Source organism: Luteibacter sp., from assembly GCF_036500425.1.
In the GTDB taxonomy this organism is placed as follows: Bacteria; Pseudomonadota; Gammaproteobacteria; order Xanthomonadales; family Rhodanobacteraceae; genus Luteibacter.
On record NZ_DASYCB010000056.1, the window covers coordinates 45,439 to 72,141 of the forward strand.

The following is a 26,703-nucleotide window of genomic DNA, read 5'->3' on the forward strand; positions in this document are numbered from 1 at the left end:
ATGGATTTCTCGAAATGCTTCATCGATCGCCCGATCTTCGCGATCGTGCTCTCGGCCATCATTTTCGCGGCTGGCCTGATCGCGATCCCGCTCTTGCCGATCGGCGAGTATCCCGAGGTGGTACCCACCAGCGTCGTAGTCCGCGCTACCTACCCGGGCGCCAACCCCAAGGAGATCGCCGACTCGGTGGCCGTGCCGCTCGAAGAAGCGATCAACGGCGTCGAAGGCATCATGTACATGAAGTCGGTGGCCGGCTCGGACGGCAGCCTGCAGCTGACCGTGACCTTCACCCCCGGCGTCGATGGCGACACCGCCGCGGTGCGCGTGCAGAACCGGGTATCGCAGGCGCTTAGCCGCTTGCCCGATGATGTACGCCTGTTCGGCGTGACCACACAGAAGCAATCGCCGACGCCCTTGATGTACGTGAGCGTCGAATCGAGCGACCATCGCTTCGACCGCCTCTACCTGCGCAACTACCTCACCCTGCACGTCAAGGATGAACTTTCCCGCCTGCCTGGCATCGGCGACGTCGGCCTGTATGGTTCGGGCGACTACGCGATGCGCCTGTGGCTCGACCCGCACAAGCTCGCTACCCGTGGCCTGACCGCCAGCGACGTGGTCAACGCCGTGCGCGAGCAGAACGTCCAGGTATCCGCTGGCCAGCTGGGCGCCGAGCCCTCGCCGAACAAGAGCGACTTCCTCGTGCCGATCAACGTGCGCGGACGCCTGCGTAGCCCGGAGGAGTTCGGGAATATCGTGCTGAAAAACGATGAGCAGGGCCGCGTGGTGCGCGTCAGCGACGTGGCGCGTGTGGAACTCGGTTCCAGCGATTACACCACCCGCACCTCGGTCGATGGCCACGAGAGCACCAGTGTCGGCATCTTCCTCACTCCAGGGGCAAACTCACTGGAGGTCGCCAGCGCGGTGTACGCGAAGTTCGACGAGCTTGCCAAATCGTTTCCGCCGGGCGTGACCTGGAAACCCGTATGGGATCCCACGGTGTTTGTCCGTGAATCGATCAGTGCGGTGGGACACACGCTGCTTGAGGCCGTGCTCCTCGTGGTCCTGGTCGTGATCCTGTTCCTGCAGAGCTGGCGGGCCTCGATCATCCCGCTGGTGGCCGTGCCCGTATCGATCATCGGCACCTTCGCCTGGCTGCTCGTACTGGGCTACTCGATCAATACGCTGACCTTGTTCGGCCTGGTCCTCGCCATTGGCATCGTGGTCGACGATGCGATCGTCGTGGTCGAGAACGTCGAGCGTTACATCGAACAGGGCATGCCGGCGCGCGATGCGGCGCACCAGGCGATGCGCGAGGTCTCCGGGCCGATCATCGCCATTGCGCTTGTACTTTGCGCGGTGTTCGTGCCTATGGCCTTCCTGTCGGGTGTCACCGGTGAGTTCTACAAACAGTTTGCGGTAACCATCGCGATCTCGACCGTGATTTCGGCAATCAACTCCCTGACCCTTTCCCCCGCACTCGCCGCGAAGCTACTGCGCGGCCATGATGCCCCGAAAGATGCCTTGACCCGCGGCATGGACCGCACGTTCGGCTGGTTCTTCCGCCGCTTCAACCGCTTCTTTTCACGCGCTTCGGACAACTACCATTCCGTCGTCGGGCGCACGCTGGGCCGGCGTGGGGTGATCTTCGGTGTGTATGCCACCTTGCTCATCCTGGCCGGCCTGCTCTTCAACGTGGTCCCGGGCGGCTTCATCCCGACCCAGGACAAGCTCTACCTGTTCGCGGGTGCCAAGCTGCCTGAGGGCGCCTCGCTGGCCCGCACGGCGGATGTCACGCAGACGATCGCAAAGATCGCCAGCAGCGTCGATGGCGTGGAGATGACCAACGGCTACGCTGGCCTCAACGCGCTGCAATCGACCAACACGCCGAACCAGACCGCGTCCTATGTGATCCTCAAGCCGTTTGATGAGCGTCGCCGCTCCGCCGCCGAGATCTCCGCCGAACTTTCGCGCAAGCTCGCCGGCGTCAAGGATGGCTTCGCCTACGCGTTGCAGCCGCCGCCGATCCAGGGCCTTGGCAATGGTTCGGGCTACGCGCTGTATCTCGAAGACCGCGCCGGCCTCGGCTACGGCGCGCTGCAGGACGCCGTAAACGCCTTCCAGGCCGAAGTGGCCAAGACGCCTGGCATGACCTTCCCGGTCACCAGCTACCAGGCAAACATCCCGCAGCTCGAAGTGCAGGTTGACCGGCAGAAAGCCAAGGCTCAGGGCGTGGCCCTTACCGACCTGTTTAACACGCTGCAGGTGTACCTCGGCTCGGTGTACATCAACGATTTCAACCTGTACGGCCGCGTCTATCGGGTGATGGCCCAGGCGGATGCGGAGTTCCGCCAGCACACCACCGACATCGGCAACCTGTATACCCGCAATAACGTGGGTGGCATGGTTCCCGTGAGTTCGATGGTGACCGTCACCCAGGCCTATGGGCCGGATCCGGTGATTCGCTATAACGGCTATGCCGCCGCGGACATCATCGGCGACACCGATCCGCGCGTGCTCTCATCCGGCGAGGCGATCGCAAAGCTCCGCCAGATCGCAAGCAAGGTGCTGCCCCGCGGCATCACGCTGGAATGGACCGACCTGAGTTACCAGCAGGTGACCCAGAGCCATGCGGCCGCGGTTGTCTTCCCCGTGTCGATCCTGCTGGTGTTCCTCGTATTGGCCTCGCTTTACGAGAGCTGGACGCTGCCGCTGGCGGTGATCCTGATCGTTCCCGTCTGCCTGTGTGCGGCATTGTTTGGTGTGTGGTTGACCGGTGGCGACAACAACGTGTTCGTCCAGGTCGGCCTGGTCGTGCTGATGGGCCTGGCCTGCAAGAACGCCATCCTGATCGTCGAGTTCGCCCGCGAGCTGGAGATCCACGGTGCTAACACAGTCGACGCGGCACTTGAGGCCTGCAAACTGCGCCTGCGCCCGATCGTCATGACCTCGATCGCTTTCATCGCCGGCTCGGTACCGCTCCTGCTCGGCCACGGTGCGGGTAGCGAGGTGCGCGCGGCCACTGGTGTGACCGTATTTGCAGGCATGCTCGGCGTAACGCTGTTCGGCTTGTTCCTGACGCCGGTGTTTTACGTCGCATTACGCAAGGCCTCGGGGACGAGGCTGACCTGAGCGATCGTAGCCCGGAAGACGGCGAGTCTGACTGCGAAATATCTTGCACGCGTCCTCGCGCTGGACGTGTAAGGCTACGACTACGCAACGGCGCGGGCACAGCCTTTCGATCCTTGACGTAAGATGGATTTAGTACATCGAACACGGCGTAAGGAGAGCAAATGGCAGTGGAATATCGTGAAACCAAGGTCGTCAATTCACGTCGGTCTCATGCGTCGAGCCTTGCCTCGCCGCTCGCGCCACTTGATGATAGGACGATGGAAAAACGACTGACACATGTAGAGCACGCGATCGAAGTCATCCAGCAAGATGTGGCTGAAGTTAAAGTCGATGTTCGCGAGGTGAAGGAGCGAGTCGGCCGAATCGAATGCGCCGTATCCAGCATCGACGGCAAGATCGAAGGCGTGCGCGAAGGCCTTGAAGGCAAGATGGAAGGCATGCGCGAAGGCCTTGAAGGCAAGATCGAAGGCGTGCGCGAAGGCCTTGAAAGCAAGATGGAAGGCATGCGCGAAGGCCTTGAAGGCAAGATGGAGGGCATGCGTGTAGGCCTTGAAGGCAAGATGGAAGGCATGCGCGAAGGCCTTGAAAACAAGATAGAAGGCAAGATCGAAGGTTTGCGGGGAAGCCTGGAAGCCAAGATCGACGGCCTCGAAGCCAGGATCGATGCAAAATTCGATGTGATCATTGGTATGTTCGACAACGTGCCGACGAAACTTCAGCTATGGCGCTGGGGTTCCTGCCTACTGCTCACGATGCTCCTGCTTACCGTGGGCTTTAGCTCCTATCTTCTGCGGATTTCCGGGAACCCCGCGGCGGCCGATGCCATCGATGCCGTCCGCGGCAAGTGACTGCCTCGCCGCCAGCTTGCCGCATCACTTCCGGTCGAGGTTCTCGGTAAGAATCCGACGGACCTCAAGCACCGCCTGAGGTGTTTCTTGAACGCTGTGCCCGGAAACGATGACCTTCTCGCTTTCCGCGCCAGCGAGGTGTGAACTCCAGTAAGGCACGAGGCCGTCATCGGTGTCCTCCAAGGCCCCATCCGGGCTGCGCCTCGCAATGATCGAGTGATAGTGAACCCTCGGATCAATCGGCAGGTTGGCCGCAGCGCGGATGAACGAGTCATCCGAACGGAGATTGTCGATACTGTTGGGTACCAGCGCCACTTTCTTCCCCTGCGCATCCCCATCGTCACCGGCGAGGTCGGCAAGCATGCCGCCGAATCGTGTGACAACGGCTGCAGGAAGGCGGATGAGGTTCGATATCAGGCGTGAGAGGCGATTAGTCGCGAAGTCCGTACCGCGATGCGGTGCCGCAATGAAGACCGCCTCGTCGAAATTAGGTAGCGCATCGAAGCGCAGGTAAGGGCTCACTTCCTTGGCACGCCGGGCCAGGAACGCGCGCCGGCGTTCACTTCCCTGCGCGACCTCGTCCAGGATCGTATCGCCCGACGAGGAAACCATCAGCCGGGCGAGAACGCCGCCCATGCTGTGGCCAATAATAATCATGTGCTGGGACGCCACCGCCTGCCCCGTCGGGTCGAAGTGCGCCAGCGTGCGCGCGAACGCATCGCGTATGGCGCGGTTGTTCAGTGCGAGCGGCATATTGGTCGGGTAGTAGACCTGCCACACCTGGAAATGCCGGCGTAGTCGCTCATCACCCAGGATATCGTTGGCGACGTTCACCCATGCTTCGGGGCTGGACGCCAGTCCATGCAAAAGAAGAATGACCCGTCGGCTTGGATCGTACGGTTGCATCAGGTAGATGCGCGGAGCGCTGATGCCGCCGCTCCTCCCGAATAGAGTGGATAACGACTGCGTGGCAAAACCCGAACGCGCCAGCCAAAGCCCGTACCCCGCGGTGAAGTTACCGGCCAACGGAACGGTGGTCTCGCCAACAGATACGGTGGCATCCTGGAACGGATCGTGTCCTTCAAGCACCGCATCGCGGGCATGCAGTACCGCGTCGAGGCTGTCCCCGGAGAACCTCAGGAACGCGGTCGCCGAGGGCGTCGGCATGGCCTGGTATGCCCGATCGACGACCGCGCCGTCCTCCGGCCTCACGTCTACGACGAGCTCCGCACCCAGGCCATCGCGCCGATAGGTGCTGCGGATACCCTGGAAGCGCAAGGCGGATGCGGCGACCACTTCGCGCGGCCGTTCGTTCGCCCACGACAAGGTATGCAGGTCGACGGTGACGTGGGTCTGCCCTACGTCGGTCGCCAGCGCCGTGCCCGGTTTCTCCCGGGCACGATGGCCCAGCGCGATAGCGAATTGCTGCACGGCGTAGTTGTAGTAATCACGGACCTGGGTCTGGCGATCCTCGAATGCACGCGCCGAGGCGGTGCGCTCGGTAAAGAACAGATAGGCGTAGGCGTGGCGCGCGACCTCGAAGTAGGCCGCGTCACGCGCCTGGTCCGCTTGCGGACCCATGCCCAGGCTACGTCCCGTCGCCCGGGCAAGCCACAGCTCGGCGATGGCGGATTGGCGCCGCTCTTCCGCCATAGGCGAAACCGCCGTGAGGGCATCGATACAGGGGATCGGTGCACGCTCGCACGGTTCGTCATCAAGGCCTGCCATGGCGAGGGTCTCGGCCGTCTGCCCACTCAGGTGGCGGCCAGAAAGAATGTCACCGCGACGCTGGGCGATATATTCGCGGGGGCTGACATCACCCACCGTGACCATGGCGCAGCCCGCGGAAGCCAGGGCCGTAACGAGAATGAGGATCCTGGCGAACCACCGGTAAACGGGCATTCCCTGCTCCATGTCGCGACCTACTGGCCGGATTTCAGGCGGCCACGACGGATAAGCGCAACAGGCGGGGCATCCCCCGCCGGATCAGAGCGAACCTGCGCCGGGACGTCCCTAGCCTGGGCCTTACCCGCCGGAGCATCGTTCACGCCAGCAGACACCGGAGCCACGGTAGCCGCGCGCGTTCGACAGGTGGAACACTGGCCGCAGTGGCACGCCGCCTGGGATTCGGTGTGGTCGGGGAGCATGGGGAGGGTTCGGGAGAAGGTGTGGCCTATCTTACGGGGTGCGGCATCCGCTGTTTAGGGCGCAGACACAAGGACATGGTCAGGATCGAGGCCAGACTTAACATCTATTCATGTACTAACGGGTATAGTTATCCCAAGGTTGCCGAGAGGCACCAGTCCCACGCATCTCCGGCGGTTCCCCTGCTGCCTTTGCAAAGACGGATATACCCCCGAAGCCCGCGGTCCCCTCCGCGGGCTTTTTTTATGGGTTTCTAGTCTGCATCACCCTCGCGGGCCCCGTCGTCCAGGACACCTCGCCGGGCGGACTCGGCCTTGCTCAGGTAGACCTTGCGAATACGATCCAGCTCCTTCTCATCCAACTCCTCCAGGTCCAGCAGCGATTCATTGGTGCCCTGCAAGGCGTTGATCAATTCGTCGAGTTTGATTTGCAGGGCTTCCGTATCGCGGTTCTGGCTGGCCTGAATCAGGAACACCATCAGGAAGGTGATGATGGTCGTGCCGGTGTTAATGACGAGCTGCCAGGTGTCCCCGAACTTGAAGAACGGCCCACTAAGCGCCCAGACGATGACGACGCCCACAGCGAGGGCAAACGTGATGGGTTTACCAGCCGCTCTGGATACCGCCATGGCCATGCGGGTAAACCAACTCTGTTGAGAACGTGCCATGGAGTCGCCTCGCGGTTCGCCAACCATTGGACCGGCACGCATTACTGCGCGCGTTCAGATGGACTTAGGCCACGTTAGGCCGTTCGCTGCGCGGTATACGTGAAGGCTGACCGCGGCGAGCCACCCGCTAATCCCAGTGCAGCGTGCATCCACGGCAAGATGCGCATTCAATGGGACGCCGGATGATTCAAGACGCGGATTTGCCGCCAGCGTACGATGGACTTATGTTTCCATCCGATATCCGGCAAGCACTCGACGAACACTGGCTCGCCTCGGCGAGGGGTGACCTGGACGCTGAGCATGCGATCTATCACGACGACGCGATCTGTGAGTATCCGCAGTCGGGGGAAATCATCTGCGGGCGGCAGAACCTCCAGGCGTTGCGCAGCCACCACCCCGGGAAGCCATCGGGTTTCAAGGTCCGTCGGATCCATGGCGAGGGTGACCTCTGGGTTACTGAGTACACCATCGACTATCAGGGCAAGCAGGCTTTCACGGTGAGCATCATGACCTTCAAGGGCGGCAAGGTCGCCCACGAGGTGCAGTACTTCGCTGATCCGTTTGATGCGCCTGCGTGGCGGGCGCAGTGGGTGTCTGTGCCTGGTTGACCGCTTAGGTGTCTTCTGGAACAGCGATACCAAATCGTGTCACGTCCTCTCGGCTCCGTCGCAGGTCGGCCTCGTAAGTAAAAGCGTTCAATAACGGCGATTCGGGTAATGCAATCAACGTTACTTGAATGAAGCGGAATGCGACTTGCACAGACCATCTGCAAAATCGCACATCGTCAATCAAGTTCAGCCAGCTTTCGCTAACCGATGGCTTGTTAATTAAACCCTTACCCCAAAGCGTATGCACGAACGACGGTATTCCGTTCGGATTTCCGTGGGTCTTGCCACCTTTCAGACGCTGGCTGATGTGCTCTGACTTCGGATGAATAATGCTATTTCTTACGGAAATAAGCAGGCTAACGTCAGCCAATGCTTCAGGCTGCCTATCCAACTCACCGCATCCGACCGCTTTGTGAAGCAGCTTGTACTTCTCGATGAGCTTCTCCTTATCGAAATCCAAGCTATCAGTCAGGCGGTATATCGTTTCCTCAGCATCGTCCAGACGGTGGCGGCCAAACATCCCCTCACACAACTCACTGACGTTCGGCAACTTCGGAACTTCCGGGTTATTTATGCACGTTTCCCAGTGCACCTTCATGAGATTCAGTGCTACCCACATATCGTACGGAAGCGCTTCAATAGCTGCCACCGCCAGAACGGGGGTGGTCACTCCGTCACCAAAGCCAGAGGCCAACAGAGCCCTGTCAAACAAATTGACAGCGTGATTAAACGTTCTGTCCCGCCTGTCGTATTTCTTATTCAACACGTTCGCCTTTCCTCGACCGGCATCGTGATGTCAAAGGATTCGCCCTGACACGCACGCATGGCCCTCCAGGCGATCACTATACAATCCTGGCTGCGGAGATAGATGGCGCCTTCCGTGGTCATGACCGGATCACCGGCGGACGGCATACGCCTCTCGGCTGATGTTTCCGTCACGAGCTCCCGCCTATGCTCAGGCCATGGCCCACGTAGACGAAGAAATCATCCTGACCCGCGCCCACCTCGCGCTCGAGGCGTCGGCGATCGGGCATGCCATGCTCGATGGTGACTACGAGGAAGCACGGTTCCGGGCCTACCTGCTGCACAGCCAGGCGTGTGACCTGGCCCTGGATGAGGTGGCGGATGCCGCCCGGGATGTCCTCGGCTTCATGCCCGTCGAAGGGCAACCAAAAACAGGCGTTGGCCGGGCGTTGCTCCGGCTTTGTGATGCCGTTAGCGCGGCCCGCTGAGGCGTTATAAAAGCAGCCTGAGAACACTCCGCGATACCTCACGGCTTAGGTGGCGATTTGTGATCGCAAACGCCATTTATCGTCGCGCGCCAAATTCCCGTCACGCTTACCAAGCATTTCTCCCCTGCTCCGCGTACCGCTAGACTCGGTAACGGGAACGTATGGTTTGGGTAGGGAGCAGGGATTTTGACGGATCAAGAGCGCATCGTTCGGTACTGGCACGCAGTCGAATTGCTGCAACCCCAGGCGGCGCCCGAATTGAAGAGGCAAACAGGTCGACGCGATGCACTTATCCATGCGACGTCCGTAGGCGCCCCTGTCCTCCCCTGGGATTCCACCAGCATCATCCAGGGCAAAACGCTTCCCAAGGGCTTCGTCTGGAGCCATACCGTTTATGTGCATATCTACGACAGCCGCGTCGTTGCCGCGGAGCTGGATAAGATTTTTGTCCCCGAACGCGGTTACAGCGAACCCCAGGAAAGAAAATCCGCGGTCTTCGCCGCCAAGTTCGATGAAAGCGGCGCGATGGTGGCCGACTCCTTCGTGCTTTCCAGTGAAGCCTGGTTTCTCGGCAAGGCACTGAGCGGAGGCGACTGGACCTGGGGCTTTGATGCGGACCAGAAAATGGCTCGCGAGCACGCCGAGACCGTGCTCGAAAATCCGGCGAATAGCAGGACCTTAAGGACCCTGACCCACTGGGTCATCGACTTCCTCCGTATTCGTGATGTATTCGGCGACACCGATGCGGCTCGTATCCATATCCGCTCGCAGCCGATCCGGAAGAAGAAGCCCGAGCGTGAGGACGACCCGCTCAATAGCTTCATCCTGGACGACCTGGCGGGTATCGCCGCAAGCATCCGCGATGGCGTGACGAGTGAACCGCTTCGCCAGTATCTGGCCAGGCACGAAGGCAACGATCGCTTCACCATCGACGCCCCTGCTTCAGGCCTCGCTTGTATCGAAAGCCTGCTTCCGCACACCTATGCACCCGGTTGCTGGCCTTCGGAGCGGAACCTCGGTCTCGTCCACTCACAGCAGCTGGCGGTGAACCGGATCCTTTCCACCTTAGGAAACGCACAAGGCCTGCTCGGCATTAACGGGCCGCCGGGCACCGGTAAGACCACCCTGCTCCGCGACCTGATCGCTGCCATCGTGACACAGCGTGCCGATGTCCTTGCTGGGTTGAAACGCGCTTCCGATGCGTTCGTCGGTACACCCGAGAAGGCAAGTAGCCAGGGCGAGGACTACACAGGCTACAAGCTGATCGACAAGCTCTTCGGGTTTGAGATCGTCGTGGCCTCCTCCAACAATGGTGCCGTCGAGAACGTCACGCTGGAGCTTCCCCAGCGCGACAAAGTCGATAGCAGCTGGTTGCCCGAGGTAGAGCACTTCGCCGATGTCGCGGCCTTACTGACGGACCGGCCCGCCTGGGGGCTCATTTCCGGTGCACTCGGCAGCAAGTCACGTCGAACAGTTTTCCTGGATCGCTATTTCCTCGGTAAGCGACCGCGCAAGAAAACTGCGGACGAAGCCGCCGCCGAAGCACTGGCCGACGAATCGATCGAGGACGAAGAGGAGCTTAGTCCCGTCTCCGATCTGTTCGCCACGGCGGACATGGCGGCGGCCCGCGACGCGGATCCGACGGAAGAAGAGAAGCCGAAGGGCATCCTCGCTTATCTCAAGGAGTACGTCGCTGCGAACGACGAGCGCTCATCCGATGATCGACGGGCGATCTGGAAGGATGCCGTCGCGGCCTATGCAGCAGCGAAAGCCGCCGTCGAGCGCTGCCGTGCCGATGCCGACCGTATCCAGCAACTGATCCCTGACTTCGCGCGGGCGGCGGATGAGATCGCATCCCAGAAAGAAGCTCTCGCTGCGCTCCGGCTCGCGCTAGCCGATATCGGCGTCCGCGAAGAGGCGCTGGATAGCACCGAAGGTGTCGAAACGCGCAAGCGACTCAGGGCCTTGCTGGATGATCTGGACCGTCACGATGCGACCCGTCCAGGGTGGTGGAGCAACCTACTGAGCCTCTGGAAGGCCGGTCGCGAATGGTCGGTGGCGAAGCGTCGCCTCGTGCAGAAACACGACCTCGCCGCTGCCGACGTCGAGCGCGTGTCCCGCCGGCTGGAACGATTCGCACGCGACAAGGTCACCACCGAGGCCGCCATCGGCAAGGCCTTGCAGGCGTTGGCCGAGCTGGAAGGCCTGCACGCCACCTTGCGAAACGACATTGTCGCTTTGGCCATGGCGCATCGTGCCGAACACATTACGTCGTGGGCCAACGATGGCGCGCTTACCCTTACGGCCGACATTGAGCTTGCGGAACCCTGGATCATCGAGGGGCACCGGCGAGCGCGCGCCAAGGTGTTTATTGAAGCCTTGAAGCTGCACCGCACCTTCATGCAGCTTGAGGCGAAACGCGTCCGCTACAACCTGTTCCTGGCGAACGCCATGGTCATGGGCGCGCGCTACCAGGGCCTGTCCCACGAGGTGATCCGCTCGGCCTGGGCGACGCTGTTCATGGTCGTCCCCGTGTTGAGTAGCACCTTTGCGTCCTTCGCCCGTTCGTTCGGCTCGTTGAAGGAAGGCGATATCGGCTGGCTGCTCGTCGACGAGGCGGGTCAGGCCACGCCACAGGCGGCTGTCGGTGCGCTGTGGCGGTCTCGTCGCGCGGTGCTGGTCGGCGATCCCCTACAGCTCAAGCCGATCATCACCGTCTCCGACGCGGTGCTGGAAGGCATGCGGGCGACGTACCACGTGGATCCCCACTGGTTTCCGAATCGTCAATCGGCACAGACACTAGCCGATGAGGCGACCACCTGGGGTCGACGGATCGGACCGGCCGACGGGAAGGCATGGGTCGGCCTCCCCCTGGTGGTCCACCGCCGGTGCGACCGTCCCATGTACGCGCTGGCCAACCAGATCGCCTACGACGGCGCAATGGTCTACGGGACGATCGCGCCATCGCCCGAAAAAGACACGCCCGCCCGCCTTCCCACCGGCTGGCTCAACGCGCGAGGCCCCTCCCAGGACAACTGGGTGCCGGCCGAGGGTGACGTCTTACTGCGGCTACTCGCGCACCTCGCCAGCGAAGGCGTGCAGGCCGCGGATATCGCCGTGGTGACGCCGTTCAAGGTCGTGAAGCGCGAGCTCTCGCGCTTGCTGCCTAAAGGCATGGTTGCCGGCACCATCCATACGATGCAGGGCAAGGAAGCGGCTGTCGTGATCATGGTGCTCGGTGGCAACACCGAGGGATCGGGTGCTCGCGATTGGGCTGTGTCGGAACCTAATTTGTTGAACGTGGCGGCGACACGTGCCAAGCGGCGTTTCTATGTAATCGGTGACCAGGATGATTGGCGGGAGCGTAAGTTGTTCTGTGAGGTGATGGGGCTTTTGCCGGTGCAGAGGGTGCCGGCTGGCGCGACCGAATCGATAGAAGGAACTACCTTGTCATGATGCTTAAGTCCGAGCCGTCAAAGCTCGATGCGATTATTCACAAGTTCTGTGCCCCGCTCTTTGCTACGGAATGGAACGCTGTAGGTGGTCACAACGCTCAATCGCTGAACGCCACCGTCACCTTCATAAAACGGAAAGGCAAATATTACGCCGTCACTTGCCACCATGTCCTGGAAGGCTTTCGGGGCGAAGCGACCCGGCGAAATACGATCTTGTCGCCATCACTCCACATGCCGCGAATGGTGCAGCAGCTCCATCATTTGACAGGCCGCGAACTGCGGTGGTCTTTCCACAGCTGCCGAGACTTCATCGGGGAAGCTGACATGGACAACGCCGAGGCGATAGACCGCCTTCAGCGAGAAAATGCCTCCCGCCCAGACATCGCCATTGCGGACATTAGTGTCAGCTGGGAGATCCTAACCAGGGTGCGCAAAGACGTCGGGATCGAAGCGATTGATCTCGACTCATATGTTGAACCGGATTGGTCAAACGTCGGCGATGTGTGGATGGCTTTTGGGTTCCCGAATGACCATAAGGATGAACTGGGTGAACACGTTGCGGCGCCCATGGTTCATATCGCCGCCGAGCTGCAGTCGAAACCGTTTGATCCGAACAGGGAGGGCTTCGTGCTGTTGTCCGAGCTGGCAGCGAGACATGGGTGGGGCTTCAGCGGCGTCAGCGGAGGCCCTGCCCTTGTCCCATTTAATGACGACGACGAACGCGTGAGCTTCGTGGGCCTCACCTATGAGGGTGCACCAAGCAAAACGGGCCACGAAAGCGGAGACGAGCTCGTCGGCCCCGCCACCATTTTCCTGATGTGCCTACGACTCACCCCATCGGCGTTTGACGGCTGGCTGAAAGAAGCAAGGTTCGGCGTCAGTTTCGCGCTCGACTAAAAACTCTACCTGGAGGGCCTATGTACGCATCCCGTGCCGAGGTTGGAAAGCGGGGCAGTCAACGGAAGAGCCGGTACGAGAGGGTCGGCGTCGGTGCGTCGCCGCCGCTCGCGGCTTCGCGTTTCCCCTTCCGTCTAGCAAGGCGACGCGAATGCGCCCGGCCCGCGACGGCTTGATCGTCAATGGCCGAGCGCAGGCAAAGGGCAGCCGCGATTACCACGACGCCCGAGACAACAAGGGCCGCGTACCACGGGACACCAGGTAAGCTGCCTGCGGCCACGGGAATGCTTAACGAACTACCCAGTGCTTCCGCCCCGCCCCACGCAAGCCCCGTGATGGTATATGCGCCCAGAAGGTTTTTCGGGCCGAAGACCGATGCAGTCCAGGCGTCGAGCAACGGGGACCAGAAAAGTTCAGAGATGGTCAGAAGGACGATGGCGGCAAACAACAGCGGCCAGGCTGCCGTGCGGATGGCGCACAGGAGTACGAGCGAAAGGCCAATACAGCCACACGCGGCAAGATAGACACGCCACTGATGACTAACCCGGTCAAACATCGGGGCCGCATGTTTCAGGACGAACTGCTGCAGCCCGACAATCATCACGGCGTTGACCGCAAACGCGACACCGACCCATTCTTCAGCCGGCGTGCCGCGCGCATAGACGGGGAGGACCGCAAAGAACTGCACATAGGCAAGCCAGACCATGGCCGTGGCAACGACGAAGGTAATGCGCCTGCCCCATGCCCCTGCGCCGACCGTAACGTGGACAGCGACCGCGTCTGCCCGGACCTTCGGTAGGCGCAGGCACGAGATGCCCGCAAGGGCAACAAGGAGGCTGGCCGGCAACAACACGGCGAGCGTGCCGTGCGGAGCAGCCACCGACCCGGCGAGGCCGCCCACGGCCGCGCCGCCGTTGATAGCCCGGCTCAACGCCCCGAAGGCAAGCACACGCTGACGATCATCGGCCGCAGCGGCAATCGTCGCCTTGGTCAATACATTGGCCACCGCAACAGACAAGGCGTTCGCAAACAGTGCAACCGCAAGGAACCCAAGGGGCAATCGCGCACCCATGGCCACCATGCCGAGGACGAGAAACGCGGCCGCTGCAAGGTAGAGCCAGGGCAGCGGTCGGCGCGCACCAAGCACGTGCACCACTAACCCGCTGATAATGCCTCCGGCCCGCAGGCAGAGGACATAGATGCCAACGACCATGGCGGCGAGCGATGCACTGGCCAGGTGCCCATCGAGAATCACCACGGCAAGATAGGGAAGCACGGCGAAGGTCGCCGTACTGCTCAGTCCACGGGCGACCACCACGCGGAAGGCAGGCGAGACGCCCGGCTTAGCCATGTTCAATTCCACGGAGTTCATGCCGTTACCGCTGCTACGAAGACCCGCCCTTCCCGGTCCCGGGCTACAAGGTCCGTGGTCAGACGCTCGATCTCCCCTGCATGGTCCGACTCGATGATGACGATGGCGCCAATGTGCCGCCCACGGTCGTATGCGCTGGCGAAATCGCGCGCAATGGCGGGGCGCCCCTTGCCGCGGAAGTCTGTTATCCGCGCGTACGGCGTGGCCTCCCCGAGGTCGAGTGCATCCGGGCTTTCTGTAGAGATGTTGTAGAGGTACACCGCCGCCCCGTGCCTCGCGCGCTGGCTGACCCGCCCAGCATCGGTGACGGGCTTGCGCTCAATGAGCGGGGCGAGTGGGCTGCGCTCATAGCTCAGGGCGTAAAGGTCGGTGACCGGCTGGCCGGCATACCGGTTGTTGGTCTCGACGAGAAAGACCTCCTCCGCCATGTCCCAGAAGACCTCGTTGTGGGAAAAGCCCCAGCGCACCTTCAAAGCATCAAGACAGCGGCGGACATACGCGGTTACCACGGCAAAGCCAGGGCTGGCCGTTGTATCGAACGTGACCGTGGCACGGAACACGCCCTGGTCGTCTTTCTGGTTCTCGGAGATGCCAACGCATTCATGGACACCGTCAACGGAGAGGAAGTCGACGGTAAACTCACGGTACCGCGAGGATGCCATGTATTTCTGGACCACCACTTCCTGCACGGTCTGGTCCGGGTAGTAGCCGTTTGCATGGCCGAGGCGGCGGCGGAGGTAATCGACCAAAGCGCCATGATCCGCGAGGAGTTCGACGCCGGCCATGCCAGCGGTGTCCCCGGCCGGTTTGGCGATGAAAGGCGTGCCGAGGGCTGCAATGGCCTCTACCCTCGTTGCCGCATCGCCCTCCGAGCGAATACGAACGGTGGGCACACTGGGGACGCCGGCCCTACGTAGCGTCTCGTTGACCGCATATTTATTGAGACGAACGGCAGATGCCTCGAGGTCAAGGTCCAGACCCAGCAGATGGGCCTGGATGGCATCGGCGAATACGAGCGTCGAGTCGAGGCCGTTGATGACCGCCACCGGCTTTAGGCCCTCTGCCTGGAGAACCGTGCTGATGTCGGACACCTCCTCGACGTTCCCCTGCCGGTGCAGCACATAGTCGCTATGGGCCGCAAGCCAGACTGGGTCAATGCGGGTGCCCTCCGCGCCAGTGACGATCGAGACAATGCCGAGGCCGCGAGCCCGGACGTCCGCAAACATCGACACCGCCCACATCCAGGGATGGACAAAAACCACCACGTCACGCATGAGCCGCCTCCTCGAGCGTCTGGGCTTGTCTGTCCAGCGAAAGCTCCCAAGCGCGGAACGCAAGATAGTCACGATGGATATCCAACGACGATGCCGCGACCAGGAAAAAGGCTCCCGGACAGGTGGCCACATCGACGGTGGGTTCGAGCTGTGCGCCGTCGCGCGAGCGGAAGACGATGTTGGAGAACGTGGGCAGTGTTTGCAGGAAGGCGAGCGTCCGCGCATGACTGAACACACGACGGACCCCGGTCATCAGGTGTACGCAGCGGACGCTCTGCAGCAATGGATAGACCTCGGGTGCCTCCCGGAACGCGGCAGGTCGGGTGAGCAGGTCGACCAGGAGGCCGATCTGATCGTTGCCCGTGGCGACACGGATGGCTTGCGGGTTAGCTGCGCCAGAGACACGCGCAGCGGACTCGATGAGGCGTACACCCTGTGTGCCCCGCATCACCTCGGTGTGGCCTGCGCCATGGACCATGCCGAGGACCGGAAGGAGCCTCCGGACGTAGTCGATGACGTCCTTCGCATCCGCTGATACCGGGTCGCAGAGATCGTCGAAGTCATAGAGGTTGCGGCCTTCGTCCGAAAGGTACTTCGTGACGCGCCAGACCTCGCTGACCTTGTCCTCCCCTGCCCCGGAGACCGTGTTGACCACGTACTCCGTGCCATCGAGAAATTGCTGGACCACGACCTTTTCGTTGGTGGTCAGCATCACGGAGCGCGACGCGCGGATGGTCGAGACGGCTGCTCCCAGGGAAGCCGGCGAATCGCAGATGAACACGTTGTCGGACGCGGCGCTTTCCAGCGGCTTTGCGACCGCCCTCTCCAGACCGAGCCCGACCATCCAGTGCGCTGCCTGCTCCCCATCCGTGACCATGGCCTGGGCTGCGACGGCGAGCCCCGCCGCCCCGGCCGCTTCGACCATGTCGAACTTGTTGCGCCGAAGGTGGGTGCCCCCTGCGGAGTTGGTGGGCACACCAAGGCCTACAGCGAGCGCCTCTGCAAGCCAGACGCCCCACTCACTGCCAGCCACCACTTCGGCTGGCCCATACGTGGCAAGCGCGTCGCTGATGACCTTCACATCCCCGTCCCGCCCCAGGATGAATGAATCGGTGTAGATGTCTGGTACTTCGCCCCCGGCAAAGCGGGCAAGATATCGCTCATCAGAGAGCACGTGGACGCAGGATACCCGCGCGGCCAGCTGGCCAGCGAGCACCGCTCCCATCGAAAACCCGTCTACCACTACAACCAGACCGCCCATCACTTTCTCCTGTCCTCGTACCTGGGCCCGGCTACCGCATCGGGTAGCTTGAGCCCTGAATCTTCTTCTTGCGCTGACGCTTGGGCAGAAGGCTCCTGAGCCAGTTGAGGATATTCATGCGTTCTCCAGGGCGGGTTCGTTAATACGCGCTGTCGGGTCGGCGACAAAGGCATCGTGCAAAAGACGGGCCGTCTCGATGTATCCCGCATCGTTGAAATGAAGGTGGTCGACGAAAATGTTCTCCTGCGCCACCGGGGAAGCACCGAGTGCAGCGTTGACATCGAGGAACGGGACGCCGAGCGCCCGGCAACCTTCCTCAATGCCACGCTTGTAACGCGCGTAGACTTCGGGCCCAAGCAGGCTGCCGAACATGCGCCAGAAGTTATTGGCGCAGCAGTCAATGGCGTGGAACATCGCTTCTTCCTCGTCGTGAAAGCTGTCCTTGGTCCAGCGCGACACCGGCTGGAGTGCGTAGGAGAGCTTTGCGCCGGAAGGGGCGAGAAGCGCTTGCCACTGACCGAGGGCGTTGAGAACGCTGAAGATCGCACGATCGACCCGCTGGTCACGGTCGATGCCTTCATCCGTGATGACGGTATCCGCCGGGTTGATGTCAGGGCCGGAACCGCCAAAGCGCTTCTTCAACCTCGCCAGCATCGAGCCGTCCCGTCCACTGACGGCTGATGCATAGGAGTTCTTTCTCCGTCTCAGGTCGTCGTTGTACTGCTCCATGTAGTGACCGAACTCGTAAGAGTAGTAATACCTGCCGTGTTCGGTCGCGAGTTCGTCAGGCAGTCCTTCCAGGGTCAGGGTATTTGCACCGCTGAGCAGGATGACGTGACCAATACGCTTGAAACGATGCTGGTGCATGAGGAACAGGACGAGTTCCTGCGTAGAGTTGTAACCCCGGCCAGCGAAGTTCAACCACAGCTCACCCGTCCGTTCGCAAAGCCACGACGACACCGTCGATGCATCCGAGCTGGTGCCGGTGCCAAGAGCTGTAGAACCGCCGACGACGAGGTTGACGACGCGGTCGTGCGGAAACGCCGCAATGCTGTGCCCGCCACTTTCCACACTGTTGCGGCGAAACCCGAAGGCATCGGTGTTGATGACCGCGGAGCGGTAGTCCGTGAGGTGGAAGAACATCGTGTACGGCAGCCAACGCACCCCGAGGTACATGAACTCGTCGTACTCACGAAGCTGTGGGGTGAGCCGGTACACCTCGGCGACCGCTTCCTCATGGGTCATCTTGCGGAGCGTCGCGCTCATGCGGTGCCTCCAGCGTGGCCCTGATAGCGGAAATGGGTGGCTCGGTTCCTTCGAAAACGCAGGCGTAGCGGGTCCCAGGTCGCACGGGAGACTACCCCCACGGGCAGTATGACGAGGAGGTACAAGGGCAAGACAAGCGCAGCAACCAGGCTGGCCGATAATCCGTTTCGCATGAGGTTCATTCCTTTCAGGGCTCAGTCCAGGGCAAATTCAGTGCGCCAGTCGCAGGCGTCTTCCCAGTCCGGCTGGACCTTTTTCTCGATGATGAAGTTGCCAACAATGAGGTAATCCATCTCCGTACGCATGAAGCAGCGGTACGCATCCTCCGGACTCTGCACAATGGGCTCGCCACGTACATTGAAAGATGTATTGACCACGACAGGACAGCCCGTCTGGCGGTGGAAAGCGCGAACCAGCTCACGGAACGCAGGGTTGGCATCCTCACCAATGGTCTGCAGGCGCGCGGAGTAGTCGACATGGGTGACCGCAGGCACGTCAGAGCGGATCTGGCGGAGCTTGTCGAGGCCCGTTTCCCCAAGATCCGGCAAGGTCCGGCGCCGCGTGGACGTCACGGGGTGGACAAAGAGCATGTACGGGCTCTCCGCCTCATGGTCGAACCATTCTCGCGAGTGCTCCTCAAGAACCGCTGGCGCAAAGGGTCGGAACGACTCGCGATTCTTGATCTTGAGGTTCATCGTCGTCTGCATGGCGACGTTCCGCGCGTCGCCCAGAATCGAGCGCGAACCGAGTGAGCGCGGACCGAACTCCATACGCCCCTTGAACCAGCCGACAACGTTGCCGTCGGCGAGGTACGACGCGACCTCGTCGTAGAGGATCGTTTCACTGCACTCACGGTAGGTGGCGCCGACGGCCTCAAGGCGGCCGCGGATGTCATCGGCGTTGTATTCGGTGCCCAGCAGACTTCCGCTCATCGCGTCCCGGCCGTTAACCTTGCGCGGATTGCCCCTGCGGGTGAACCACTCGGTCAGGGCTGCACCAAGCGCTCCGCCGGCGTCACCCGCCGCTGGCTGCACCCATAGGTGGTCGAAGATGCGGTGCTCCGCGATCTTCCCGTTGGCCACACAGTTGAGTGCCACGCCGCCGGCCATGCACAGGTTGCGCGCGCCAGTCGTCCGCTGGAGACTTGCCGTCATCTTGAGCATGACCTCTTCGAGGACGACCTGGATGGAGGCAGCCAGGTCGAACTCCCGCGCCGTCAGAAGCCCCTCGGGCTCGCGGCGGGGGCCACCGAAGAGCGCATCGAACTTCGGCGTCGTCATCGTCTCCCCGACCGCATAGTCGAAGTAGGCCATGTCCAGCTGGAAGCTGCCGTCGTCCTTGATGTCGATAAGATGCTGGCGGATCTGCTCGGCATAGCGCGGGATGCCATACGGTGCAAGACCCATGAGCTTGTACTCGCCCGAATCGACCTTGAAGCCGCAAAACCAGGTCACGGCACTGTAGAGCAGCCCGAGGGAATGCGGAAAGCGAATTTCCCAGAGTTTCTCAAGTGTGTTCCCATGCCCGACCCAGCCCGTCGTTGTCGCCCACTCACCCACGCCATCGACGCAAAGCACGGCCGCGTGCTCGAAGGGACCGGCATAGAACGCCGATGCCGCATGGGATTCATGGTGTTCGACGTACTCGACGTGCCGGGCCATCCGCCCGAATGCCGCCTTGAAGAGCCCCTGGAGGTTAGTGCGTACGTGCAGTTTTCGGGTCAGCCAAGCACCGGCCGTCCGGCAGAACTCCAGGCCGCCACGTGGCGCGAATGCAGCGAAGGTGCCCACGATTCGCGAGAACTTCAGGCGAGGGTCTTCGTAGTAGAGCACCTTCTCGACGTCGCCAAGGCCGATGCCTGCGTGTTCAAGACAGAAACGGATGGCATGTTCGGGAAACGCGCTGTCGTGCTTGATACGGGTAAAGCGCTCCTCCTGGACGGCGGCGACGACGACACCGTCTTGCAACAGGACAGCGGCCGAATCGTGGTAGAAGCAGGAAATGCCGAGAAGGTAGCTGCTCATGCGGCAACCTCCACGTCCGCCGGCGCGGCCGTCACGTCGGTGGGCCACTGGCCGTCCTCGCTGCGAAGCGCATCAAACCGGCGGCTTGCGAGAAACTCCGGGCGCGGCGATGCCACATCGGAGAGCGCGTTCGACACCCGGTTGTAGGAAATAAAGATGGTGCGGCGGTCCCATGGCGATGCATTCGCGCTCGATGCGTGGAGCACGTTGCAATGGAATACGAGTACGCTTCCGGCTTGCCCCTTCGCAGCCACCATGCCATTGGCGTCGATCTCGCGGGACAGGTGCGAGCGTTCGAGACTGTACTTGAGGTCCCTGGCCGTGGTCGTCCGCCACTCCTCCCCGGGCGCCGTGGCCTGCTCGAGGGTACGGTGATGCTCGTCACGAAGCACGGATTCGTGGCTGCCCGGAACGAAGAGCGTGGGTCCGTTGAAATCGTTGACGTCGTCAAGAAAGATGGCGGCAGTGATCGCATGCGGTGCCCGCATGCCGTCTTCCGCCTGCCAGAACCAGAAGTCCGAGTGCCACTCCCACTGGTCGCCGACAAACGCCCGCTTCATGTTGATCTTGTATTGGTGCAGATAGACCGGCTCGTGGAGGATCTGCTCGGCAACGGGCAGGAGCTTCGTGGAGCGCATCAGGCCCGCCATGAGCGGGCTGATGAGATGCGGACCATTGAGGCTACGGGCGGCAACGCCATCGGCCTCAAGAACGAGGCCAGGACTCGGCTCCTCGATAAGACGCTCGGTCTCCGCCCTGAGCGTCGAGACCTCATCCGGCGAGAAAACACCGGGCAGCACGATAAATCCGTCGCAGCGAAACCGCTGCAACTGGTACGCAGACAAATACACTCCGTTCTCCCTTGCACCTGATGCGAACCATTCGTTCGCTCGATGGCATCCCCCCCAAACGGGAACACCGTTCCTTTTGTTTCCATGTTTTGGCGCTGACTGCGCGGCGATTCTAGGAATCAGTCCGCGATGTGTATGTAGTCCATCACCTACAAGACCGCGTATGGTCCGAGTGCGCTGTATCGCGTAATAAGTTACGGGCGACGGAGTACCTGGTCATCGGCATGGCCACATCTCTTTGATGGTCCGAGAGTTAGTGGTTTCGCCCGTCCTGAAACGTGGGTCCGTATTCGATCCGAGGCTCGCAAGGAAACGATTACGCAGGCGCTGATGTCGCAGAAACCCTTCCTTAAAAGCGTATGCATTTCCGGCAAGACTTCACCTCGGTCCCTACATCGGTTTGAGGGCCGCGCGACCCGGCGTGACCCAAGTCGTCATGCCCTATGATCCGTCCGGGCCACCATGGCTTCTAAAGGACCAGATTGATCATGAGTTCCCTCTCCGCGATCCTCTATTTCATCACCCAGCATCCGTTCTGGTCATGGCCCCTGTTCCTGCTATTGGGCGTCGCGCTGTCCTTATTGCTTGTCAAACGGACGCGTAAGAAGCGATGGTTTCTGCTGATCCTGGCCTTTTTCATTTATGGCCAGGTCAATCTCTTCGTTGCGCATATCTTCAATGCGATGTTCCTCGAAGCGTTCGGCGTCCAGGGAACGGCAGTTATTACGCATTCCGATGAAACCAGCTCGACACTCAACGACCAGAATATCTGGGATTACGATGGTGTCTTGCAGACCGCGGATGGCAGCGACGTGGTAGTGCAGTTTGACACCATGTCTGCCAGCATCTACCCCATTACCAACGCCATTAACATTCCGCCGCAGGGCGAGGCCTTCGTGGTGAAGTACATTCCGGGTTTTCCGCGCAACTTCGTGGTCATGCGCGACCTGTCGAGCTATGGCAAGAGAATGCTGATTGCCGAAGATCGCGAGCCCGTCGAGAAAGCCAGCACACAATTTGCCGTCAGTCCTGGGAACAAGGACTTCATCGCGGAATATCGGAGCGCCTTGACCACCTTCATCGACCAGCACCGCCATGACGCGGACCCCGGACTTATCCGGGACTATCAGGCGCGGCTCGATGCTCTGCCCCCGGCAGATTAAAAGAGCTGGCGCGCTCGGGTCAGCAGCGCGCCAAGGACAAGGGACAGCGGCGCGAGGACGAGCATAAACGCCACCGACAACTGATGGGACGTCACGCCATACCCCGACGTGCCGCCAAGACAGAAGAAGCCGAAGACCGTGGCGGACGTAAAGAGGACCATCGCGTAGCGGCGGGCAAGGCTCCTGGGAAACAACCACGCCAGCGCCCTCGGCTGGAACCGGAGAAAGAACCACAGGACTGCTACCAGGTAGGGAATGCCAACGAACAGCAGGACCTGCTGCGGCGTCCAGCCAAACCCGGGTTGCACCGTATGCATGTCCGCGTGTGAGGTAAACACGCGCAACGGCACGTAGGAGATCAGGTTGCCGACGCTCATAACAACGAGCCAGTAGGCAAAGCAGGCAAGCACCGAGAGGTCACGCCGACGCGCGAGGGCAAAGAGGCAAATTCCAAGGCCGAGGCTAACTGCCATGTTCCCAAGTGCAGACCCGGCGAGCGCAATCACTCCTGCGGCGATCGCGTGGCCGCTCGCAAAGATGGGCTGGTAGTTCACGTTCTCATCGACGTCGACGTGGAGCACGAGGTTCATCAGCGAGGGATGCCCCCAGTCAAGATCGAATGGATTGCTCTTCCACCCCAAGGCGAGAGCAGTAAATGTGTGGGCGAATTCGTGAGCAAAGAACGCGACGGAATGGGCTACCAACCAAAGCACCACGGTCATAAGGAGGAAGGTCGTCCATCTCTGTGCCATTGTCGCGCCCGTTGATTGAGGTGGAGGGTCCGCCATACGGCAGGACATTGCCGATTACTGATCGAATTGCTGAACGCTCTGCTGCATGATCTCGAGCAATGCCTGCCCTTCTACGTGAATCGGATTGAAAACACCAAGTTCGCCCATGATGTCAACAGAGTACGCCACCGCATCCGCGAGCCAAGCCATATAGATGCATACGACGAATCCCTCGCTTGCCAAGGCATGCAACCTCTGGAGCATGCCTGACAGGGGCACAGCGTCGTCCAAGGATTGCTCGGTGCTGAGCGGAAATGCTCTTGTCACGAGCTCCTCGAGGTCATCCGAATCCTCACGGAAGCGTGATTCGTCGTCTTCACCCCGACCGACGAAAACGGTATAGACCTTATCGTTGTCCCGCTGGCCGTCGAATTTTACGAGTGCGTTTGTTCCGGAACGCCTCACGACTGTCGCTGCCGCCAACACGTGGGCCGCCACGTTCAGCCAGTCGATTGCTCTGTCAAATCCAGCTTTGGCGGACTGCATACCGTTTATCCCTGCTGTTGATTGCCCATTCGATGAGCAATCCAGATCTCGAGCAGATGGACCTTTGCATAAACGCTAATAGGAGGCGCCGTACGCAACATTACGAAGATAGCCACGTGTTTTGACATTTATAAGGGGTCAAGCACTGGGCCTTCCGGTCACGTATTCCATCATCATCTTGAACATGTGCTTTCGCGAGATCTTTCCCGCTCTTTGCAAAGCGCGCAGCGCTTCTTTCACCGGATCGTCCACGTCTAATTCCTCCTCCACCAGACGGGTCACATGACCCGCCCACTTGTCGAGTGCGGATTTCGCGTACGACACATGGTGTTTCCTGGCAAGGGCAACGACTTTTGCCTCTATCTCAGCCCGATAGTCAGAGGTCTTGCCTCCAAGTTGGCCTATAACGCCGGGAGGTGGCGCAATGACCCGGACCTTGTGCCCTGCATGGCGCTGCTGGAGCTTCATCAGGCGGCCCTCCTATCTACCATAGCCACCATTCTCCCTTACCCACGATTCGTCAATATACATGCTTTAAAACAGTAAGTTATGACTCACCCATGCGGCCCCCACCACATCTCGATCAGCCAGGGCAGTGCACCCAGTGGATCTCCGAGAAGATGCCGCTAGGTCGTCAGTTTCGCATCGCCGACCGGTGATCTGCCTGCCATTCGATCCGTCGGCCCACGGGGCTCCAGTGCGATGGCTCCACGGCATGGCTTACCATGGCGTGGAGCTTCGCAACTCATGTGCACTCAGGCTTTCTTGAGAAAGCACACCTTAAGCACGAGGCCCTTGATCTTCTCCGAGCTCCCTTCGATGTGCTCCGCATCGCCTTCTACCAAGCGGATATTGCGGATGACCGTGCCTTGTTTGAGTGGAATGGATGAGCCTTTTACCTTCAGGTCCTTGATCACCACGACAGTGTCGCCGTTGTTGAGCACATTGCCATGAACGTCGCGTACTGGGGCGGCGCCCTCCTCGATGGTGGAAGATTGCTCTGGCCATTCGTGTGCGCAATCGGGACAGATATACATGCCTCCGTCACTGTACGTGTTTTCCATGCGGCAAATGGGACAGGCTGGAATGCCGGGCGAGTTCATGGGTAGATCTCTTCTCTGTAGAACGAGCGCAGCATTTTACGCTGCCTTTGTCGTCCCAGTGCTGGAAACGCGAAGGCGGAGCGAGTGGGCCCGACGCCAGTTACCGCAGCACTGCCTTGGAGCGAAGTCGGTGATGAACTGTTCGAGGAATACCGTGTTCATGAACGCCTGAGCGACCTCAATGGACGGGTTGTGACCAATGCGTTCGCGAAGGCTCGTCTCGGACTCTGACCCGCCCTTAGAGACATAGAGCAGCACCTGAGGCTCTTGAGCCGGGGCGGCAGGCCGGGCGCACGCTACGGCCTATCGCAACGCTGGGTCAAGCCCCCATCAGTTAGAGGGCATCTGCCAGATTTTCGTATGCGGACCGCCATGGGCACGCGCTACGCTAACGGACACCAACCCGACCATGGAGGTCTTATGCACGTCCGTCGCACCCTACCGTTTGTCGCCCTACTCGCCGGGCTGCTTGCCGGCCCCGCCCTCGCCGCCGCACCGCCTGCCACTGGCCTAGGTGAGTCCTTGCCGAACACCACCAACGTCCACGCGTTTGTCGCTCCGCAGCCGGACGGCACCGCCCGGCTGATGATCGTGGAATGCAAGGTCGATCCGATCAACTGCAACAAGGGAAGCCCCTGAGGCTTACTGCTCCTGAAGGACCGGGTGGGTGGCAGGCGAACGCTTGCCGCCCACCATCAGCCCCGCGGAGATGACCAACGCCAGGGCGATCTGGCAGTAGATGACCGCCGGGTCGCGCACGATGTGGCTGGTTAGCGCCAGGGCGATGCTGGCGCCCGTCCCGGCGATCGCCGTGCCGTGCCAGCCATGGCGCCAGGCCATGACCACCATCGGCAGGATCATCGCCAGCCGCGCGAACTGTTGGGCACCGGGTGCTTCGGCCGTGTTGGCCAGCCAGGTCAGCGCAACCAGCACCGGCACGACCCCTATGCACATGTCCCGCAACAAAGGATTGCGCAAGACGGCCGACACCAACGGCGTTGCCCGCCACCGGTCCTGGAGGGCGAGCATCGTCGGCACGAGGGTGAGGCTGCCGAGGTAACCGCCTAGCAGATACGCGCTGAAGCCGATCGACAACAAGGGTCCTGGCGAGCCGTCCTTCGATAGCGCCATCAGCGCGATCCACAGTGAGGCTGTGTCGCGCAGGGCGCTGAGCAGCGCGCAGCACAGCGCGGCGGTGATGACGTAGCTCATGCGGATGCGACCGTCGGGGTCGCGCAACGCCCCCCATTGCCGCAGGGGCTTCATGCCGGCCATGCACACGACGATCTGCGGCACGGAGGCGGCCAGCAGCCAGGCGGGACCAAAATCGTCGAAACAGGCCAGGGCGTTTTCCAACACCGGGAGGAATTCGCCGAGCGCCAAGGCGGGCCAGAGCCGCATCGGCACCAGCAACAGGCAGCACAAACGGAAACCGACCGTGAGTTCCCAGTGGGCCACGCTCAGCTCGTAGGCAATCCGGTAGAAGGCGGCATAAGCAGCCGCCACGGCAACATGTTGACCCCAGGCTTTCCAGTGCTCCTTGCTAACGCTCACGCCAACCCCTTTAGCGTCCGTTGTGTAGCTGCCGAGGGTGGCAGAAGTGCTCGGTAAAATGTTGCGATAAGGGCTGATCGACAGCACAAAGTGTGAGCGAGTGCCGAAAATGCGTTGCGGTTCTTGCCTGAAGTCGCACGCTGTTATGACTGAGGCGGCTGACCAAGCCATTTGGCAAGCGCCTCCCCGGCATTGCTTTCGGCGGGACAGGACAGCTCCAGTAACGACGGCTGGAGGCATGGACGGAATCCCGCGAGCACGGCGGAAACCTTGCCACGTTGTGTCTCATCGAATTCCGCAAACGCGTGAATGGTTGCCGCCGAACGAGCCTTGGGGATGAACAGGACATCGAACCGTGCTTTGCCGGACTGTTCAGCCCGGACGCCTTCAATCCGAAACGCTTTCTCGTCGATATTTATCGTCCGTGTCCCTTCCACTGGCCTTGGGGCACGCCCAGCGTACACTGAAAGAACAACGACATCATTCTCACGGAAGGTGTAGCGCCGAAAGTCCGCCGGCGCATCGTATGTAACCGACATCCCTTCAGGAAGCACCGCGCACACAGACCCCATGA

22 protein-coding genes are annotated in these 26,703 nt (G+C 61.2%); 8 read left to right on the top strand and 14 right to left on the bottom strand.

The window, feature by feature from the left end; translation table 11 throughout:
• Positions 1-3,132: a multidrug efflux RND transporter permease subunit gene (locus tag VGN46_RS14055; protein ID WP_331644342.1), complete on the top strand. Its 3,132-nt coding sequence runs from the start codon at positions 1-3 to the stop codon at positions 3,130-3,132.
• A gap of 161 nt (positions 3,133-3,293) precedes the next feature.
• Positions 3,294-3,980: a hypothetical protein gene (locus VGN46_RS14060; protein ID WP_331644343.1), complete on the top strand. Its 687-nt coding sequence runs from the start codon at positions 3,294-3,296 to the stop codon at positions 3,978-3,980.
• 24 nt (positions 3,981-4,004) lie between these two features.
• Here the strand turns inward: VGN46_RS14060 and VGN46_RS14065 are convergent, their stop codons facing one another.
• Positions 4,005-5,882, bottom strand: coding sequence for an esterase/lipase family protein (locus VGN46_RS14065; RefSeq protein ID WP_331644344.1), 1,878 nt, complete (start codon positions 5,880-5,882; stop codon positions 4,005-4,007).
• 496 nt (positions 5,883-6,378) lie between these two features.
• Positions 6,379-6,792, bottom strand: a complete 414-nt coding sequence (locus tag VGN46_RS14070) for a low affinity iron permease family protein (RefSeq protein WP_331644345.1) — start codon at positions 6,790-6,792, stop codon at positions 6,379-6,381.
• A gap of 224 nt (positions 6,793-7,016) precedes the next feature.
• On the opposite strand from VGN46_RS14070, the gene VGN46_RS14075 reads away from it, so the two are divergent.
• Positions 7,017-7,400, top strand: coding sequence for a nuclear transport factor 2 family protein (locus tag VGN46_RS14075; RefSeq protein ID WP_331644346.1), 384 nt, complete (start codon positions 7,017-7,019; stop codon positions 7,398-7,400).
• Positions 7,401-7,404: 4 nt separating this feature from the next.
• On the opposite strand, the gene VGN46_RS14080 is transcribed toward VGN46_RS14075, so the two are convergent.
• The gene (locus tag VGN46_RS14080; protein WP_331644347.1) at positions 7,405-8,166 is read right to left on the bottom strand and encodes a hypothetical protein; all 762 of its coding nucleotides are present in this window, start codon (positions 8,164-8,166) and stop codon (positions 7,405-7,407) included.
• A gap of 196 nt (positions 8,167-8,362) precedes the next feature.
• Between VGN46_RS14080 and VGN46_RS14085 the strand changes: the two genes are divergently transcribed.
• The 3 genes from VGN46_RS14085 to VGN46_RS14095 all read left to right on the top strand — a co-directional run bounded on the left by VGN46_RS14085 (position 8,363) and on the right by VGN46_RS14095 (position 12,984).
• Entirely contained in the window at positions 8,363-8,632 is a 270-nt protein-coding gene (locus tag VGN46_RS14085) for a hypothetical protein (protein WP_331644348.1), read from the top strand.
• Between the two features lie 258 nt (positions 8,633-8,890).
• Entirely contained in the window at positions 8,891-12,088 is a 3,198-nt protein-coding gene (locus VGN46_RS14090; protein WP_331644349.1) for an ATP-binding protein, read from the top strand.
• Entirely contained in the window at positions 12,085-12,984 is a 900-nt protein-coding gene (locus tag VGN46_RS14095) for a hypothetical protein (protein WP_331644350.1), read from the top strand. The genes VGN46_RS14090 and VGN46_RS14095 overlap by 4 nt, the downstream gene beginning before the upstream one ends.
• A gap of 58 nt (positions 12,985-13,042) precedes the next feature.
• Here the strand turns inward: VGN46_RS14095 and VGN46_RS14100 are convergent, their stop codons facing one another.
• From VGN46_RS14100 to VGN46_RS14125, 6 genes are all read right to left on the bottom strand, one after another.
• Positions 13,043-14,356, bottom strand: a complete 1,314-nt coding sequence (locus VGN46_RS14100) for a hypothetical protein (RefSeq protein ID WP_331644351.1) — start codon at positions 14,354-14,356, stop codon at positions 13,043-13,045.
• Complete coding sequence (locus tag VGN46_RS14105) at positions 14,353-15,630, bottom strand: hypothetical protein (protein WP_331644352.1); 1,278 nt, start codon at positions 15,628-15,630, stop codon at positions 14,353-14,355. Before VGN46_RS14105 ends, VGN46_RS14100 begins: the two co-directional genes overlap by 4 nt.
• Positions 15,623-16,891 (bottom strand): ATP-grasp domain-containing protein, encoded by a 1,269-nt coding sequence (locus tag VGN46_RS14110; RefSeq protein ID WP_331644353.1) that lies wholly within the window; start codon positions 16,889-16,891, stop codon positions 15,623-15,625. The genes VGN46_RS14105 and VGN46_RS14110 overlap by 8 nt, the downstream gene beginning before the upstream one ends.
• A gap of 114 nt (positions 16,892-17,005) precedes the next feature.
• Entirely contained in the window at positions 17,006-18,157 is a 1,152-nt protein-coding gene (locus VGN46_RS14115) for a hypothetical protein (protein WP_331644354.1), read from the bottom strand.
• Between the two features lie 194 nt (positions 18,158-18,351).
• Positions 18,352-20,181 (bottom strand): carbamoyltransferase, encoded by a 1,830-nt coding sequence (locus VGN46_RS14120; RefSeq protein ID WP_331644355.1) that lies wholly within the window; start codon positions 20,179-20,181, stop codon positions 18,352-18,354.
• Entirely contained in the window at positions 20,178-21,032 is an 855-nt protein-coding gene (locus tag VGN46_RS14125; protein ID WP_331644356.1) for a phytanoyl-CoA dioxygenase family protein, read from the bottom strand. Before VGN46_RS14125 ends, VGN46_RS14120 begins: the two co-directional genes overlap by 4 nt.
• Positions 21,033-21,520: 488 nt before the next feature.
• Here VGN46_RS14125 and VGN46_RS14130 point away from each other — a divergent pair, with 488 nt between their 5' ends.
• Entirely contained in the window at positions 21,521-22,195 is a 675-nt protein-coding gene (locus VGN46_RS14130) for a hypothetical protein (protein ID WP_331644357.1), read from the top strand.
• On the opposite strand, the gene VGN46_RS14135 is transcribed toward VGN46_RS14130, so the two are convergent.
• The 4 genes from VGN46_RS14135 to VGN46_RS14150 form a co-directional block, all read right to left on the bottom strand.
• A complete protein-coding gene (locus VGN46_RS14135; protein WP_331644358.1) occupies positions 22,192-22,917 on the bottom strand; it encodes a hypothetical protein in 726 nt (241 codons plus the stop codon). The two genes, VGN46_RS14130 and VGN46_RS14135, sit on opposite strands and share 4 nt — an antisense overlap.
• Positions 22,918-23,001: 84 nt before the next feature.
• The gene (locus tag VGN46_RS14140; protein WP_331644359.1) at positions 23,002-23,472 is read right to left on the bottom strand and encodes a hypothetical protein; all 471 of its coding nucleotides are present in this window, start codon (positions 23,470-23,472) and stop codon (positions 23,002-23,004) included.
• A 138-nt stretch (positions 23,473-23,610) separates the two neighbouring features.
• Positions 23,611-23,940 carry a hypothetical protein gene (locus VGN46_RS14145; protein WP_331644360.1) on the bottom strand — a complete coding sequence of 110 codons (330 nt, stop codon included), beginning with the start codon at positions 23,938-23,940 and terminating at the stop codon, positions 23,611-23,613.
• A gap of 287 nt (positions 23,941-24,227) precedes the next feature.
• The gene (locus VGN46_RS14150; protein WP_331644361.1) at positions 24,228-24,575 is read right to left on the bottom strand and encodes a zinc ribbon domain-containing protein YjdM; all 348 of its coding nucleotides are present in this window, start codon (positions 24,573-24,575) and stop codon (positions 24,228-24,230) included.
• Positions 24,576-24,995: 420 nt separating this feature from the next.
• Between VGN46_RS14150 and VGN46_RS14155 the strand changes: the two genes are divergently transcribed.
• Positions 24,996-25,214 (top strand): hypothetical protein, encoded by a 219-nt coding sequence (locus VGN46_RS14155; RefSeq protein WP_331644362.1) that lies wholly within the window; start codon positions 24,996-24,998, stop codon positions 25,212-25,214.
• Positions 25,215-25,217: 3 nt separating this feature from the next.
• Here the strand turns inward: VGN46_RS14155 and VGN46_RS14160 are convergent, their stop codons facing one another.
• Positions 25,218-26,216 carry an MASE1 domain-containing protein gene (locus tag VGN46_RS14160; RefSeq protein ID WP_331644363.1) on the bottom strand — a complete coding sequence of 333 codons (999 nt, stop codon included), beginning with the start codon at positions 26,214-26,216 and terminating at the stop codon, positions 25,218-25,220.
• Positions 26,217-26,703: the final 487 nt, after the last annotated feature.